At 67.1% G+C, this 15,061-nt stretch carries 14 protein-coding genes; 6 read left to right on the forward strand and 8 right to left on the reverse strand.

Translation table 11 applies throughout. The features are described from left to right. Positions 1-13 precede the first annotated feature (13 nt). From FHW64_RS22470 to FHW64_RS22480, 3 genes are all read left to right on the forward strand, one after another. Positions 14-3,175 (forward strand): efflux RND transporter permease subunit, encoded by a 3,162-nt coding sequence (locus FHW64_RS22470; protein WP_184530299.1) that lies wholly within the window; start codon positions 14-16, stop codon positions 3,173-3,175. Then, on the forward strand, positions 3,165-4,583 hold the full coding sequence (locus tag FHW64_RS22475; RefSeq protein WP_184530301.1) for an efflux transporter outer membrane subunit: 1,419 nt from the start codon (positions 3,165-3,167) through the stop codon (positions 4,581-4,583). Before FHW64_RS22470 ends, FHW64_RS22475 begins: the two co-directional genes overlap by 11 nt. Before the next feature lie 100 nt (positions 4,584-4,683). Further along, positions 4,684-5,301, forward strand: coding sequence for a cytochrome c5 family protein (locus tag FHW64_RS22480; RefSeq protein WP_184530303.1), 618 nt, complete (start codon positions 4,684-4,686; stop codon positions 5,299-5,301). Between the two features lie 59 nt (positions 5,302-5,360). On the opposite strand, the gene FHW64_RS22485 is transcribed toward FHW64_RS22480, so the two are convergent. From FHW64_RS22485 to FHW64_RS22500, 4 genes are all read right to left on the reverse strand, one after another. Further along, a complete protein-coding gene (locus tag FHW64_RS22485; RefSeq protein WP_184530305.1) occupies positions 5,361-5,906 on the reverse strand; it encodes a DUF2946 family protein in 546 nt (181 codons plus the stop codon). A gap of 17 nt (positions 5,907-5,923) precedes the next feature. Then, a complete protein-coding gene (locus FHW64_RS22490; RefSeq protein WP_184530307.1) occupies positions 5,924-6,886 on the reverse strand; it encodes a YheT family hydrolase in 963 nt (320 codons plus the stop codon). After that, positions 6,886-7,341 (reverse strand): nuclear transport factor 2 family protein, encoded by a 456-nt coding sequence (locus tag FHW64_RS22495; RefSeq protein WP_184530309.1) that lies wholly within the window; start codon positions 7,339-7,341, stop codon positions 6,886-6,888. The genes FHW64_RS22490 and FHW64_RS22495 overlap by 1 nt, the downstream gene beginning before the upstream one ends. A gap of 64 nt (positions 7,342-7,405) precedes the next feature. Further along, positions 7,406-8,167: a hypothetical protein gene (locus FHW64_RS22500; RefSeq protein WP_184530311.1), complete on the reverse strand. Its 762-nt coding sequence runs from the start codon at positions 8,165-8,167 to the stop codon at positions 7,406-7,408. Between the two features lie 47 nt (positions 8,168-8,214). On the opposite strand from FHW64_RS22500, the gene FHW64_RS22505 reads away from it, so the two are divergent. Genes FHW64_RS22505 through FHW64_RS22515 form a run of 3 tightly spaced genes read left to right on the forward strand, consistent with a single transcriptional unit; the run spans position 8,215 to position 10,332 of the window. Then, positions 8,215-8,808 carry a LemA family protein gene (locus tag FHW64_RS22505; protein WP_184530313.1) on the forward strand — a complete coding sequence of 198 codons (594 nt, stop codon included), beginning with the start codon at positions 8,215-8,217 and terminating at the stop codon, positions 8,806-8,808. A 25-nt stretch (positions 8,809-8,833) separates the two neighbouring features. Next, a complete protein-coding gene (locus tag FHW64_RS22510; RefSeq protein WP_184530488.1) occupies positions 8,834-9,811 on the forward strand; it encodes a YgcG family protein in 978 nt (325 codons plus the stop codon). Between the two features lie 2 nt (positions 9,812-9,813). Then, on the forward strand, positions 9,814-10,332 hold the full coding sequence (locus FHW64_RS22515) for a TPM domain-containing protein (RefSeq protein WP_184530315.1): 519 nt from the start codon (positions 9,814-9,816) through the stop codon (positions 10,330-10,332). A 28-nt stretch (positions 10,333-10,360) separates the two neighbouring features. On the opposite strand, the gene FHW64_RS22520 is transcribed toward FHW64_RS22515, so the two are convergent. From FHW64_RS22520 to FHW64_RS22535, 4 genes are all read right to left on the reverse strand, one after another. Further along, positions 10,361-10,924 carry a Crp/Fnr family transcriptional regulator gene (locus FHW64_RS22520; protein WP_184530316.1) on the reverse strand — a complete coding sequence of 188 codons (564 nt, stop codon included), beginning with the start codon at positions 10,922-10,924 and terminating at the stop codon, positions 10,361-10,363. A 56-nt stretch (positions 10,925-10,980) separates the two neighbouring features. Beyond that, a complete protein-coding gene (locus FHW64_RS22525; RefSeq protein ID WP_184530318.1) occupies positions 10,981-12,627 on the reverse strand; it encodes an ATP-dependent DNA ligase in 1,647 nt (548 codons plus the stop codon). Beyond that, on the reverse strand, positions 12,624-13,676 hold the full coding sequence (locus FHW64_RS22530; protein WP_184530320.1) for a ligase-associated DNA damage response exonuclease: 1,053 nt from the start codon (positions 13,674-13,676) through the stop codon (positions 12,624-12,626). The genes FHW64_RS22525 and FHW64_RS22530 overlap by 4 nt, the downstream gene beginning before the upstream one ends. 92 nt (positions 13,677-13,768) lie before the next feature. Continuing rightward, entirely contained in the window at positions 13,769-14,932 is a 1,164-nt protein-coding gene (locus FHW64_RS22535) for a Gfo/Idh/MocA family protein (protein ID WP_184530322.1), read from the reverse strand. Positions 14,933-15,061: the final 129 nt, after the last annotated feature.

The raw sequence follows: 15,061 nt of genomic DNA on the forward strand, positions 1-15,061 counted from the left end.
GGAGCCCGCCCGCATGGCCAAGTTCTTTATTGATCGACCGATCTTTGCGTGGGTGATCGCGCTGTTCATCATCGTGATGGGCAGCGTGGCGATCACGCAGCTCCCGATCTCGCAATACCCGCCCGTGGCGCCGCCCGCGATCGTCATCAGCACCGCCTATCCCGGCGCGTCTGCACAGACGCTAGAAGACAGCGTGCTGTCGGTGATCGAACGCGAAATGAACGGCTCGCCCGGCCTCATCTACATGGAGTCGGTCGCGCAGGCGGACGGCACCGGCACGATCACGGTCACTTTCGAGACGGGCACCAACCCCGATCTCGCACAGGTGGACGTGCAGAACCGGTTGTCGCGCGCCACGCCGCGCCTGCCCGCTGCGGTGACGCAGCAGGGTGTGCGCGTCGACAAGTCGCGCAACAACTTCCTGCTGTTCACGATCCTGTCTTCGGACAACCCGGCCTTCGATCCGATCGCGCTGGGCGACTATGCATCGCGCAACGTGGTGCCTGAACTGCAGCGCGTCGCCGGCATCGGTCAGGCGCAGCTCTTCGGCACCGAGCGTTCGATGCGGGTGTGGATCGATCCGGCCAAGCTGCAGGGCTACAACCTGTCGCCGGCCGATGTGAACAACGCGATCAAGGCGCAGAACGCGCAGGTGTCGTCCGGCATCATCGGCGACCTGCCGAACGTGCCGGGGCAAGCGATTGCCGCGACGGTGGTGGTCAACGGCCAGCTCACGACGGTCGAGCAGTTCGGCAACATCGTGCTGCGCGCGAACACCGACGGTTCGGCGGTGCGGCTGCGCGATGTGGCGCGCATCGAGCTGGGTGGCCAGGCCTATTCGACGTCGGCGCGCCTGAACGGCCAGCCCGCGGTCGGTATCGGCGTTCAGCTCGCACCGAGCGGCAACGCGCTCGAATCGGCCAAGCTGATCCGCTCCAAGATGGAAGAGCTGTCGAAGTTCTTCCCGCAGGGCGTGAAGTGGACCATCCCTTACGACAGCTCGCGCTTCGTGAGCATCTCCATCAAGGAAGTGGTGAAGACGCTGTTCGAGGCGGTGGCGCTGGTGTTCCTGGTGATGTTCCTGTTCCTGCAGAACTGGCGCTACACGATCATCCCGACGATCGTGGTGCCGATTGCGCTGCTGGGCACATTCGCGGTGCTGTCCGCGCTGGGCTTCTCGATCAACGTGCTGACGATGTTCGGCATGGTGCTGGTGATCGGTATCGTGGTGGACGACGCGATCGTGGTGGTCGAAAACGTCGAGCGGATCATGAGCGAGGAAGGTCTTTCTCCGCTCGAGGCCGCCCGCAAGGCGATGCGCCAGATCTCCGGCGCCATCATTGGCGTGACGGTCGTGCTGATCTCGGTGTTCGTGCCGCTCGCCTTCTTCTCGGGCTCGACCGGCAACATCTACCGCCAGTTCTCGGCGGTGATGGTGGCGTCGATCGGCTTCTCGGCCTTCATGGCGCTGTCGCTCACGCCGGCGCTGTGCGCGACGCTGCTCAAGCCGGTCGAAGCAGGCCATCACCACGAGAAGAAGGGCTTCTTCGGCTGGTTCAATCGCGGGTTCTCGCGCACGGCCAAGGGCTATGAAAGCCTGGTGGCGCGCATCCTGCGCCGCGCGGCGCGCTATCTGATCATCTACGTGGCGATCATCGGCGCGGTGGCGCTGCTTTACAGCCGCCTGCCCACTTCGTTCCTGCCGCAGGAAGACCAGGGCAACATCATCGTGAACGTGCAGCTCCCGCCGGGCGCCACACAAGAGCGGATGCTGTCGGTGATCCAGGACGTCGAAGGCTACATCCTCAAGCAACCCGAAGTGCAGAGCATGGTGGGCGTGCTTGGCTTCAGCTTCTCGGGTCAAGGCCAGAACGCCGGTCTTGCTTTCGTGACGCTGAAGGACTGGGACGAGCGCAAGGACCCGGCGCATTCCGCCGATGCCTTGGCGGGCCGTGCATTCGGCGCGCTCTCGAGCATTCGCGATGCGTTCATCTACCCGCTGAGCCCCCCGCCGATTCCTGAACTGGGCAACGCGAGCGGCTTTACCTTCCGCCTGCAGGACCGGTCGGGCGCAGGGCACGAGGCGCTCACCAACGCGCGCAACCAGTTGCTGGGCATGGCGAGCAAGAGCCCACTGCTGACGCAAGTTCGTCCGGACGGCCTCGAAGACGCGCCGCAGTTGCAGATCGACATCGACCGCGACAAGGCAAACGCGCTGGGCGTGACCTTCGACGCGATCAACACGACGCTGTCGACGGCGCTGGGTTCGTCCTACGTCAACGACTTCCCGAACCGGGGTCGCTTGCAGCGCGTGGTGGTGCAGGCCGATGCGCCGGCACGGATGCAGCCGGAAGACCTGCTGAAGCTCAACGCGAGCAACAGCAAGGGCGTGCCAGTGCCGCTGTCGGCCTTCGCGAGCACGCGATGGGTCACGGGCGCGCAGCAGACGGTTCGCTACAACGGTTATCCGGCGGTGCGTATCTCCGGCTCGGCCGCACCGGGCTACAGCTCGGGCGCGGCGATGGCGGAGATGGAAAAGCTGGCGGCGCAACTGCCGGCAGGCTTCGGCTACGAATGGACCGGCCAGTCGCGTGAAGAAAAGCTCGCGGGTTCGCAGGCCATCATCCTCTACGGCTTCGCGATCCTGGCGGTGTTCCTGTGCCTTGCGGCGCTGTACGAGAGCTGGACGATTCCGCTGTCGGTGATCATGGTGGTGCCGCTGGGCGTGCTCGGCGTGCTGCTGGCGACGCTGCTGCGGGCCTACTCCAACGACGTGTACTTCCAGGTGGGCCTGATCACGATCATCGGCTTGTCAGCGAAGAACGCGATTCTGATCATCGAGTTCGCGAAGGACCTGCAGGCGCAGGGCAAGGGCGTGATCGAGTCGGCGCTGGCCGCGGCGCACCTGCGGTTCCGGCCGATCATCATGACCTCGCTGGCCTTCGGTCTCGGCGTGGTGCCGCTGGCCATGGCGACCGGCGCAGGCTCCGCGAGCCAGCGCGCGATCGGCACCGGCGTGCTGGGCGGCATGCTGACCGGCACCGCGCTCGCCGTGATCTTCGTTCCGGTGTTCTTCGTGGTCGTCCGCACGCTCTTCAAGGGCAGCGAACGCCAGCACCAGATGGACAAGCGCCATGCGGAAGCCGCGGGCATCGAGGAATCTCATGAACACTAAGCACACCCCGCGCATGCGCTTCGCCGCCGTCGCGGCGGGCGCGGCCCTCTTCCTGAGCGGGTGCTCGCTGGCACCCAAGTACGAGCGTCCGGAGTTGCCGGTGCCGCAGGCCTTCCCGAACACGGCCGCGCCGGCTGCGCAACAGCCGCCGGCAGCGACCATCGCCTGGCAGGACTACTTCACCGATCCGCGCCTCGTGAAGCTGATCGAGATCGCGCTGGCGAACAACCGCGACCTGCGTGTGTCGGTGCTCAACATCGAGCAGGCGCGCGCGCAGTTCCAGATCCAGCGTTCGGCGCTGTTCCCGGCGCTCAACGCCTCGGCGAGCCAGACCCGGCAGCGGCCCTCGGCGACCGGCATCGGCAACGTGTCGGAAGTCGATGCGGTCGGCGTTGGCATCACGTCGTGGGAGATCGACTTCTTCGGCCGCATTGCGAGCCTGAAGGACGCGGCGCTCGCGCAATACCTCGCAACCGAGGAATCGCGCAAGGCGGCGCAGATCAGCCTCGTCAGTGCGGTCGCGACCGGCTGGCTTACCGTGCTCAGCGACGACGAGTTCCTCGAGATCACGCGCCGCACGATGGACACGCGCGACGAGTCGCTCAAGCTGACCAAGCTGCGCTTCGACAACGGCGTGGCATCGGAGATCGACTACCGCTTTGCCGAGTCGCAGGCCGAGACTGCGCGCGCTGCCTATGCGCAGCAGCAACGCCTGCGCATGCAGGACGAAAACGCGCTCGCGCTGCTGCTCGGCTCGCCGGTGCCGCCGGAAGCGTTTGCCGGCAGCGCGGCCGGCCTGCAGGCGCTCACGCCGATGCAGGACCTGCCTGCGGGGCTGCCTTCGGACCTGCTCACTGAGCGGCCCGACATCCGCGCGGCGGAACAGCAGTTGATTTCCGCCAACGCCAACATCGGCGCGGCGCGGGCTGCGTTCTTCCCGCGGGTGACGCTGACTTCGTCGATCGGCACTGCGAGCACCGAGTTCTCGGGGCTCTTCAAGAGTGGATCCAAGGCGTGGACCTTCGCGCCGCAGATCACGCTGCCGATCTTCGACGCTGGCCGCAACCGCGCGGGCCTCGATTCGGCGAAGGCCGAACGCGATATCGCCGTGGCCCAGTACGAGAAGGCCATCCAGACTGCGTTCCGCGAAGTCGCCGATGCGCTCGCCGGGCAGGCGACCTTCAACGAGGAGTTGCGCGCGCTCATCGCGCAGGCCAACGCGGAAGAGATCCGCTTCAAGCTGTCGGACATGCGTTATCGCAACGGCATCGCGAGCGGGCTCGATCTGCTGGATGCGCAGCGGTCGCTGTACACGGCGCAATTGGCGACGGCGCAGGCGCGTCAGGCCAAGCTGCAGAACCAGGTGGCGCTCTACAAAACGCTGGGCGGCGGCTGGAGCACGAGGTAGCGGCACACCCCCGGGAATGCGCGACAGCTCAGGTCGGGGGTGGTCCCTATAATCCGCCGTGATCTAAAAAGCCCCCGACGAGCCCCACACTGAGGACCCAATGAGCGACGAAGTGCACTACCAGGCCACAGAAGAAGCCCACACCGGCCCGATCAAGAATCCCAAGCAACTCCTGCTAGCGGTATTTTTCTCGTTCGTTGCTCCCATCCTGATCATTGCGGGCCTTGTCTCGTACGTGGTCTCGGGCACCCATCCCTCGGGTTCCGCACAGGGCGAAGGCATGTCGCTCTATGGCGTTTCGAAAGACGTCCGTGACCGCGAAGTCGCCGAACGCCTCAAGAAGGTCGGCTCCATCGAAATCCGCGACGCCAACCGTCCGCTCGCCACCGGCGAAGCGGTCTTCAAGGCGCAGTGCGTGACCTGCCACGGTTCCCCCGGCATTCCCGGCGCGCCGCATTTCAGCGACGCGGCAGCCTGGGGCCCCCGTATCGGCCAGGGCTTCGCGACGCTCCTCGAACATGCCCTCAAGGGCAAGGGCGCGATGCCTCCGCAGGGCGGCGGCGACTTCGAGGACCTGGAAATCGGCCGCGCCGTGGTCTACATGGCCAACGCCGGCGGTGCCAACTTCCCGGTGCCGGATCGGCCCGCCGCGGCAGCACCGGCCGAAGGTGCAGCGACGGCCGATGCGGCCAAGCCTGCCGAAGGTGCCGCAAAGTAACGGCCCTCACAGAACAAAAGAGCCCGCTTATGCGGGCTCTTTTTTTGCCTGCGCGGCACTCAGGGCGACGGAGCGGGCTTGGTCGGTTGCCGTGCCTCGGGGCTGGTCACGTAGCCGAAACGGGCCGGAAGATCGGCCGCGCGGACATCTTCGGGCACCCAACGACCCTGCTCGATCGCCTCCGATGCCAAGCCGACGTCCTGCGTGTGCACGAGGCCCAGGCCGATCGGCGCGACCAGATACAGCTTGCCGTCCTCGTCAAGCAGGCAGGCCGAGGGCTCGACCTCTTCGCCCGAATGGGACCTGACCGAGAGATCCTCGGCCACGCGCCAGATCCACGGCGTCGCTTCGAGCTCGACATACACACGCTGCGGCCCGTTCTGGAAGAACCACTGCCCTTCCGCGTCGTGCTCGTAGTTGCGCTGGATGAATTCGATCAGCTTCTCGTGCTGGAGCATCGAGCCTTTCGATGCCGCGAAGGGCCCGGCGGCCTGCGTGGGCGCATCGCGCAGGTACCAGTTGCCGCGGGCGTCGAGGCCGAGCCAACCGTAGCAATGCGGCACGTTCGGCCACTTCGCGAGGGCCTGCTTGACGATGTCGTCCATCGGGGTATTTTGCTCGGCTACCGGTCCGCGAGCCAGCCGACGACGCGCTCGGGCATGCCGCGCACGTGGCCAGGCGGAAAACCGAGCGGGAAGCCCACGTGGCCGCCATGAGCAGGCTGCCAGAGCGTGACATGCCGACCGACTTCGCCGGGCCGTGGCAGGCTGGCGGCGGGCACGAAGGGATCGTTGGCCGCGTTCACGACGAGCGCCGGAATCTCGACCCGATGCAGGTGAGGTTTGGCGGAGCCGCGCGACCAGTAGTCGTCGGTGTCACGAAACCCGTGCAGCGGTGCGGTGAAGATGTTGTCGAAGTCGTACAGGTCGCGCGCCGCCAGCAGCTTGTCGCGATCGAAGAGGCCCGGGTGCTGTGCCAGCTTGGCCAGCGCCTTGGGCTTCATGGTCGCGAGAAACATGCGCGTGTAGACGAGCTTGTTGAAGCCCCGGCTGATCGCAGCGCCTCCGGCTGCAAGATCGAGCGGCGCACAGATCGACGCCACCGCGCGCACGCGCTTCGAGGCCTCGTCACCCGACTCTTCCACCCACCGCATCAACGCGTTGCCGCCGAGCGAAACGCCCACCGCCCGAACGGCTTCGCGGCCATCATGCAGGCGCGCGAGGATCCAGTCGATCTCCTCGAAATCCCCCGAGTGATAGGCGCGCGGCGCGAGGTTGATCTCGCCGCTGCAGCCGCGGAAGTGCGGCACCGCGTAGTCCCAGCCACGCTCCAGCGCGAAGGCCGCGAACGCCTCCGCATAGTGGCTGCGCGAGGAGCCTTCGAGCCCGTGGAAAAGCACCAGCAGCGGCTTCGGGCCCGAGCCCTGCGCCTCAAGAAAATCGACGTCGATGAAGTCGCCGTCGGGCGTGGTCCAGCGTTCGCGCCGATACGCCGGCAGTGGCGTCATCACGCGCCGGCCGTACAGGGCGGCCCAAATGGTCTGGAGGTTGCCACCCGGCAACCAGCGCGGTGCAACGTACTGCATCAATGAAGGGTCTGCGGCGCCTCGGGGGCGTCGCCCGGCTCCTGCGCGCTGCCGGGGCTTGCATGGTGCGCCACCATGCGCCAGCCCTGCGCGGTCTTGTGATAGACGTTGGTGGCGAGCACGAAGGCGTGCTTGCGCCCTTCGGTGGTCAGCACGTCGATGCGTTCGAGCACGTTGTGCACGGCGCTCGCGAGCGACTCGACCTTGCGCACCCGCGCCGGCGTCGCGTGGATCGCACCGCCGTTGCCGAACATGTTCTCAAAGGCGGCGCGAATCGCATCGGCACCCACCAGCCTTGGACCGCCGGGGTGGACGCAGAAGATCTCGTCCTCGTCGGCCCAGCAGTCCATCAGGGCCTCGACGTCGCCGCGCTGCAGCGCCTCGTAGAAAGCCGTCTCGACGTCGTCGGCGGTGCCGCCGATCGTCGCGGCGCGGAGTTTTGTTTTGGTGGACATGGGTGGATCTGCCGGAAAGGTGGATTTTGCCTCGGACCCGTGCGGCTGGGTGCCCCAAGGCGACTCAGGGCGACCCGGCCAGCCAGGCTCCGACGACCTGGCGCACATCGCCCTGCGACGCCTGCCACACCGTTTCGGGCGCCATCACGTGCGCACCCGGAGGCGCAAGGCGCAGCGCGACGTCGACCAGCTCGGCGACCTTGGATGCGCGCACCGGCTGCTCGCTCGATGGGACCATGAAGCGCGTGATAGAGAGCATCCACGCCGCGAGCCGCTCCGCCGGGTTCGTGTAACGCACCTTCGCAGGCTTCTGCGCGGTGCGCACGAGGATCACGCGCTCGAAGCCTTCGGCGACCACGGCCTGCTCGTCGAGCGAGGCGAGGCCCCGCTTCAGCGCTTCGGGCAAGCGCCCCTGCGCGTGCGGCTGTACGACTGCAAGGGTTTCGACGCCGCTTGCGCGCAGCCATCGCGCGAGTGCCGGCAACTGGTCCGGCGTGGGTGTCCAGAGTGCGCGTTCGCGGTCGTAATAGAGGCGGGGCGGCTCGAACAGGATGAGCGCCGTATCGGCCTCCACCAGCGGCCATTCGTCGATGGGGGCGTCGGGCGTGAGCACGGTCTCGACACCGCTCAGCCCTTCGAGGATCGGCTCGCGCACCAGCACCAGCGTGTGGTCGAAACGGTGCCTGCCCGCCAGGCGCCGGACCAGCTCCTGGCCCAGCACACCGGTGGCGCCAGCAACGAGGAGGGTTCCCGTGCCCGCATCCGCAGCACGCTGCACCGGGCCCCGCTGGCCCGCCTGCAACGCATGGATGGGGTCGACCGGCATGCCGCTATGCTACCTTTGCCAACTTCACAACAAGGGACCTCGCGATGATGAAACGCTGGCTACTGATCATCCTCGCCGCACTCGCCCTCTCGGGCTGCGGCTACAACGATTTCCAGCGGCTCGACGAGGCCAGCAAATCGGCCTGGAGCGAGGTGCTCAATCAATACCAGCGGCGCGCGGATCTCGTGCCGAACATCGTGGCTACCGTCAAGGGTGAAGCCAATTTCGAGCAGGAAACACTCACCAAGGTGATCGAGGCGCGGGCCAAGGCGACGTCGATCCAGGTGACGCCGGAGACGCTCAACAACCCCGAGGCCTTCAACAAGTTCCAGCAGGCGCAGGGCGAGCTGTCGAGCGCCCTGTCGCGGCTGATGGTGGTATCGGAGCAGTACCCGAACCTCAAGGCCAACCAAGCTTTCCGCGATCTGCGGGTGACGCTCGAAGGCACCGAGAACCGCATCACCGTGGCGCGCAACCGCTACATCCAGACGGTCCAGGAATACAACGTGCTCGCGCGCAGCTTCCCGACCAACCTGACGGCCAAGATCTTCAACTACGACCCCAAGCCGAACTTCTCGGTGCAGAACGAGGCACAGATCTCGACACCGCCGACCGTCGACTTCAACGCGCCGAAGAAGTAAGCCGGCACGGCCGCCTGCCATGCTGATGGTCCGCATCCTGCGCCTGCCGCGCCTCCCGCGCATCTGGCAAGCCCTGACGGCATTGCTGCTGCTCGCGGCGGCACTGTTGGGTAGCGGGCATGCGCGGGCGCAGGACCTGCTGCCGGTGCCGAAGCTCGATGCGCGCGTCATCGACCAGACAGGCACGCTCACGCCCACGCAACGCGCCGCGCTCGAAGCCAAGCTGCAGGCCTTCGAAAAGGAGAAGGGCTCGCAGATCGTGATGCTGATGGTGCCGACCACTGCGCCCGAGGACATCGCGAGCTACGCCAATCGCGTCGGCAACACATGGAAGATCGGCCGGCGCGATGTCGGCGACGGCATCCTCGTGATCGTCGCGAAGAACGACCGCAAGATGCGCATCGAGGTCGCCAAGACGCTCGAAGGCGCGGTGCCCGACCTCGCGGCGGCACACATCATCGACGACGCGATGAAGCCACGCTTCCGCCAGAACGACTTCGCCGGCGGGCTCGACGCGGCGGCGGACCAGCTCATCGCGCGCGTCAAGGGCGAGCCGCTGCCGGAAGTCGATGCGCGCGGCGGAGACTTCAGCGGTGAGGGTCGCGGCGGCGGTGGCTTCGACTGGCAAGACCTCGCGGTGTTCTTCTTCATCGCCGTGCTGGTCGGCGGGCCGATCGCGCGGCGCATCTTCGGCAAGACCCTGGGCTCGCTGGCGATGGGTGGCGTCACCGGATTCGTGGTGATGATGGTGACGTCGAGCATCGTGATCGCGGTTCTGGCAGGGTTGGGCGCGTTGCTGTTCACGCTGCTGTCGATGGCGTTCGGCGCGGGCCCCATGCGCCGTGGCGGCCTCGGCGGTGGGTTGGGTGGCGGTCTTGGCGGCGGCTGGGGCGCTGGGCGTGGCGGTGGCGGCTGGGGCGGCGGGTCCTCCGGCGGAGGCGGCGGCTTCAGTTCGGGCGGCGGTGGCGATTTCGGCGGCGGCGGCGCCTCGGGAGACTGGTGACCATGGCTTCGCTGACTTCACGCCTCGCACGTATCTGGCGCCATCGCTGGGTCGACGATGCCGACGTGCGTCGGGCACTGCCGGCCGACATGCTCAAACGCCTGGAACAACGCGTCGGTGCAAGCGAACGCCGGCACACCGGCGAAATCCGCATCTGCGTCGAGGCCGGACTGCCGATGTCCTACCTGTGGCGCGATGCAACGGCTCGCGAGCGCGCCATCATGATGTTCAGCAAGCTGCGCATCTGGGACACGGCGCACAACAACGGCGTGCTGATCTACCTGCTGCTGGCCGAGCACGCGATCGAGATCGTGGCCGATCGCGGCATCGATCTGCACGTGGACACCGAAGACTGGGCTGCGATGGCCAAGCGCATGGGTGAAGCATTCCGCGAAGGGCGGTTCGAGGATGGGCTTACGCAGGCGCTCGAGGAAGTGTCCGCCGTGCTGGTCGAGCACTTTCCGCTGGCCGAGGGCGCGGCGGACCGGAACGAGCTTCCGGACGCGCCGGTGATCCTCTGACTTGACGGTTCGGGAGAGACGCTGACGACTAGCCGGCGTCGAGCAGCCTGCGGTTGACGGCATGCACCGCGTCCAGCTCGGCCTGCAGCGCGCGCGTGACCTGCGACAGGGTGCGAAGGCGGCGATTGCTCTCGCGAAGCCGCTCCGCGAGTCCCTTCGACAACGCGAGCACGAGACGCGAGGCGGCGCCCGGGTGCTGGTCCAGCAGCTTCATGAGCGCCTCGCGCGAGAGCACGCCAAGCTTGACGTCGGTCAGCGCGGTGCAGCTCGCCGAACGCGGCTCGCCGTCGATCACGCCCATCTCGCCGATCAGATGGCCGGGGCCGATGATCGAGATCACCACTTCCTCGCCGGGCATGCCGGTGCGGGTCTCGGCGCGCACCTGGCCTTCGAGCACGAGCGCCATGTAGTCGGTGTCCTCGGTGTCGCCTTCCTCGAACAGGAGGGTGTCCGCCAGAACGTGCACCGGCCGCATCGCGTCCACCACGAGTTCGGCCTCTTCTTCGGTCATGCCGGACATTGGCGCTGCCTGCGTGAGCATGAAGACGGCGTGCGAGCGAAGGTCGATGCGAGGAGTTCCGGATGCGTCCATGGGGCACGATTGTCAGCGAGGCCAGCTTCCGGTGCCATTCGTCGAAGGTATGCACTTCAGGCCGGCAGGAGTGCCGAAAGCGTCTGCAGCGTATCGGCCTCTTCCAGCGGCTTGTCTTCGCGCCACCGCAACATGCGCGGGAAGCGCACCGCGATGCCGCTCTTATGCCGGGTGCTGCGCGCGATGCCTTCGAAGCCGAGCTCGAAGACCAGCGTCGGCGTGACGCTGCGCACCGGGCCGAAGCTTTCGACCGTGGTCCGGCGGATCACCGCGTCCACGCGCGCGATCTCCGCATCGGTCAGGCCCGAGTAGGCCTTGGCGAAGGGCACAAGCTTGCGGTCCGGCGCGTCGGGCGGTGCGTCCCACACCGCGAAGGTGTAGTCGGTGTAGAGGCTTGCGCGGCGGCCGTGGCCGCGTTGGGCATAGACGAGCACCGCATCGATGGACAGCGGATCGATCTTCCACTTCCGCCACACGCCGACATCCTTGGTGCGCCCGACGCCGTAGTGCGCGTCGCGCTGCTTGAGCATCAGCCCCTCGACGCCCATCGAGCGTGCGGCTTCGCGTTGACGGGAGAGATCGTTCCAGTCCTCGCCATGAAGCATGGGGCTGGCGATGAGCGACGGATGCTGCGCGTCCGCGATCAGTGAATCGAGCTGCACCCGGCGTTCGTGCTGCGGCAGCGTGCGCAGGTCGCGGCCTTCGCATTCGAGCAGGTCGTACGCCAACAGAACGACGGGGATCTCGCGCAGCAGCTTTGCGCCGAGCGTCTTGCGGCCGATGCGCTTCTGCAGTTCCGCAAAGGGCTGCACGCGATCGTCGCGCCAGACGACGATCTCGCCGTCGATGACGGTGCCGTCGGGCAGCGCCTCGCCCATCAGCGCGAGTTCGGGGAAGCGGTCGGTCACCAGTTCCTCGCCGCGCGACCACAGACACACCCTCCCCGCTCGTTTGACGAGTTGCGCGCGGATGCCGTCCCACTTCCATTCGACGATCCAGTGCGCGGGTGGGCCGAGCGCTGCATCGAAGTCCTCCAGCGGAAGGTTGAACGGATGCGCGAGAAAGAAGGGATAGGGCTGGCCGCTGGTCTGTCGGTCAAGCTCGCCGGTGTCCTCGGGCGCAATGAGCGCGGCGTAGTCGCTCGCGCCTGGTTGCCCGCTGATGTGCGTGTAGCCCATCAGCCGCTGCGCGACGCGCTTGGGGTCGAGCCCGCCGACCGCCGCCAGCGCCTGCGTGACCTGCAGCCGCGAGACGCCGACGCGGAACCCTCCGGTGATCAGCTTGAAATAGACAAGCCGCTCGTCCACCGCCAGCCGCTGCCATTGCCAGCGCAGTTTGTCGGCGAGCGCGTCCGGCAGCGTGTTGCGAAGCGGCAGCAGGTGGCGTTCGACCCAATCGGCAAGGCCCATGCCGTGCGCCTCGGTCGACGGTGGAAGCAGCAGCGAGATGGTTTCCGCGAGATCGCCAACCGCTTCGTAGCTTTCGTCGAAGAGCCATTCGGGCAGGCTGGCCGACTCCTGCGCAAGCAGCCTCAGCAGCTTGTTCGGCACGAGCTGGCGCGGCTTGCCGCCCGCCAGGAAGTAGACCGCCCAGGCCGCATCGCGCGGATCGGCGCTTTGCAGATACCGCTGCAAAGCCGACTGCTTGGCAAGGCTGGAAGTCGTGGCATCGAGTTCGCGATAGAGCGCGGCGAACTGCTTCATGATTCCGCGCCGCCTTCGGTTGCGCCAGCAACCGCATCCTCGTCGCCGTACTCGGTCTTGAACACCTGCGCATCCAGACCCGATTCGGCGAGCCATCGCACCATCACCGCGACGCTGCCGTGGGTGACGAAGACGCGCTCCGCGCCGGTGCCCGCGATCGCTTCCTGCAGGCCGGGCCAGTCGGCGTGGTCGGACATCACGAAGCCGCGATCGACCCCGCGACGCCGCCGCGTGCCGCGAAGCTGCATCCATCCGCTCGCGAAGGCATCCGAATAGCTGCCGAAGCGCCGCATCCACGGCGTGCCATGTGCCGACGGTGGTGCAAGCACCAGAGCGCGCTTGATCGTCGCGGCATCGACGCCGGGGTCCGTCACCCGCAGCGTTGGTGGCAGCGCGACGCCTGCTGCCCGGTAGATCTGGTTCAGCGGCTCGACCGCACCGTGGACGATGATCGGCCCGATGCTCGCATCCACTCCGTGCAGGATGCGCTGCGCCTTGCCAAAGGCATAGCAGAGCAGCACCGACGCCCTGCCCTGCTCCGCGTTCGCACGCCACCATTCGTTGATCTCGTCGAACAGCACTGCTTGCGCGGGCCACCGGTAGATCGGCAGACCGAAGGTCGATTCGGTGATGAAGGTGTCGCACGGCACCGGCTCGAAGGGCGTGCAGGTGCCGTCGGCTTCGGTCTTGTAGTCGCCCGAGGCGACCCACACGCGGCCGCCATGCTCGATGCGGACCTGCGCCGAACCCAGCACATGGCCCGCCGGATGCAGCGAGATTCGCACGCCGTTGTGTTCGATCGCTTCGCCGTACGCGAGCGTCTGCAGGGTGATGTCGCCAAGCCGGACGCGCAGCGTGCCTGCGCTGTCGCGGTGTGCGAGGTAGTGCCCATGCCCGACGCGCGCGTGGTCCGAATGCGCATGCGTGATGACCGCGCGATCGACCGGCCGCCACGGGTCGATGTAGAAATCGCCCGGCGGGCAGTAGAGCCCTTCCGGGCGCGCGACGACGAGGTCGCGAGGCGAAGAGACGTTCGCGGATTCGGCCATGGTGCGGAGCACATCGTAGGCCGGCCCGCCGATTGATGCGCCGCGCACCGGGCGCGACCTGGTGTCGGTTCAGGCCGACGTCAGGCGAGCACCTACCAGGCGGTCCACTTGACCTCGCTCTTCGCCGAGGTCACCGTGCGTTCGATGAACCGCACGCCGCGCGCGCCGTCTTCCACACGCGGGTAGTCCGCCGCGAGCGGGTCGGCCGCAACGCCGGCCAGCTTCGCGCGGATGTCCGCGATCACGCCGCCGTAGATGTTGGCAAAGGCCTCGATGAAGCCTTCAGGATGCCCGCTCGGAATGCGGCTCGCGCGACGGGCCGATTCGCAGAGCCAGGGCGCGCCGCGTGTGAGGATGCGCTTCGGGCCGTCGTGCGGCAGATGAGTCAGTTCGCTCGGTCGCTCCTGCCGCCATACGAGCGTGCCCTGCGCGCCGGAGATACGCAGGCGCAGGTCGTTCTCAAGGCCAGTGTTGATCTGCGATGCGACCAGCACGCCGCGCGCGCCACCCTTGAACCGCAACAGTAGGCTGCCGTCGTCGTCCAGCGGCCGGCCGGGCACGAACGATGTCAGGTCGGCGCAGAGGCTTTCGATCTCCAGCCCCGTCACGGTGGCGACGAGGTTTTCCGCATGCGAGCCGATGTCGCCGATGGCGCCGGCCGCGCCACTCTGCGCCGGATCGCTGCGCCACGCGGCCTGCTTGTTGCCCTCGCCTTCGAGCCGCGTCGCGAGCCATCCCTGGTTGTATTCGACGACGATCTTGCGGATTTCGCCGAGTTCGCCCGAGCGCACCATCTCGCGTGCCTGTCTCACCATCGGATAGCCGGTGTAGTTGTAGGTCACGCCGAAGACGGTGCCCTTGCGGGCGACCGCTTCCACCAGTGCATCCGCCTGCTCGCGCGTATGCACCAGCGGCTTGTCGCAAACCACATGGAAGCCCGCCTCCACGAAAGCCTGCGCCACCGGGAAGTGCATGTGGTTGGGCGTGACGATCGACACGAAGTCGATGCGCTCGTGCGCGGGCCGCTTCAACTCGTCGTCGAGCAGGCCGCGCCAGTCGCCGTGGTTGCGATCGTCGGGCAGGAACAAGTCGCGCCCCGAGGCCTTCGCCTTCTCCGGGTTCGAAGAAAGCGCAGCGGCCACGAACTCGGCCTGCCCATCCAGCGCGATCGCCTTGCGGTGCACCGCACCAATGAATGCATCGCGCCCGCCACCCACCATGGCATAGCGCAGTTTGCGTAGAGTCATTTCAGTCATTCAAGACTTTCCAATATCCGACAACGGCCGCGCTCCCAAGCGGGAGACACCGCGGAACCGGCTTTGCCGGGCCGCCGGTGTCGCCCCCTGAAAGGGGGTGCAGAGCTACACGAAGTGAGCGAGGCTGGG

The organism is Variovorax sp. Sphag1AA, from assembly GCF_014192575.1.
GTDB lineage: Bacteria > Pseudomonadota > Gammaproteobacteria > Burkholderiales > Burkholderiaceae_C > Variovorax.

Excerpts from the sequence above, each read along its gene's own strand:
- FHW64_RS22530 (WP_184530320.1), bottom strand. The coding sequence starts at position 13,676 with ATGGCCGAATCCGCGAACGTCTCTTCGCCTCGCGACCTCGTCGTCGCG.
- FHW64_RS22515 (WP_184530315.1), top strand. The coding sequence starts at position 9,814 with ATGGCTTCGCTGACTTCACGCCTCGCACGTATCTGGCGCCATCGCTGG.
- FHW64_RS22500 (WP_184530311.1), bottom strand. The coding sequence starts at position 8,167 with ATGCCGGTCGACCCCATCCATGCGTTGCAGGCGGGCCAGCGGGGCCCG.
- FHW64_RS22505 (WP_184530313.1), top strand. The coding sequence starts at position 8,215 with ATGAAACGCTGGCTACTGATCATCCTCGCCGCACTCGCCCTCTCGGGC.
- FHW64_RS22490 (WP_184530307.1), bottom strand. The coding sequence starts at position 6,886 with ATGCAGTACGTTGCACCGCGCTGGTTGCCGGGTGGCAACCTCCAGACC.
- FHW64_RS22480 (WP_184530303.1), top strand. The coding sequence starts at position 4,684 with ATGAGCGACGAAGTGCACTACCAGGCCACAGAAGAAGCCCACACCGGC.
- FHW64_RS22510 (WP_184530488.1), top strand. The coding sequence starts at position 8,834 with ATGGTCCGCATCCTGCGCCTGCCGCGCCTCCCGCGCATCTGGCAAGCC.
- FHW64_RS22495 (WP_184530309.1), bottom strand. The coding sequence starts at position 7,341 with ATGTCCACCAAAACAAAACTCCGCGCCGCGACGATCGGCGGCACCGCC.
- FHW64_RS22470 (WP_184530299.1), top strand. The coding sequence starts at position 14 with ATGGCCAAGTTCTTTATTGATCGACCGATCTTTGCGTGGGTGATCGCG.
- FHW64_RS22475 (WP_184530301.1), top strand. The coding sequence starts at position 3,165 with ATGAACACTAAGCACACCCCGCGCATGCGCTTCGCCGCCGTCGCGGCG.
- FHW64_RS22485 (WP_184530305.1), bottom strand. The coding sequence starts at position 5,906 with ATGGACGACATCGTCAAGCAGGCCCTCGCGAAGTGGCCGAACGTGCCG.
- FHW64_RS22520 (WP_184530316.1), bottom strand. The coding sequence starts at position 10,924 with ATGGACGCATCCGGAACTCCTCGCATCGACCTTCGCTCGCACGCCGTC.
- FHW64_RS22535 (WP_184530322.1), bottom strand. The coding sequence starts at position 14,932 with ATGACTGAAATGACTCTACGCAAACTGCGCTATGCCATGGTGGGTGGC.
- FHW64_RS22525 (WP_184530318.1), bottom strand. The coding sequence starts at position 12,627 with ATGAAGCAGTTCGCCGCGCTCTATCGCGAACTCGATGCCACGACTTCC.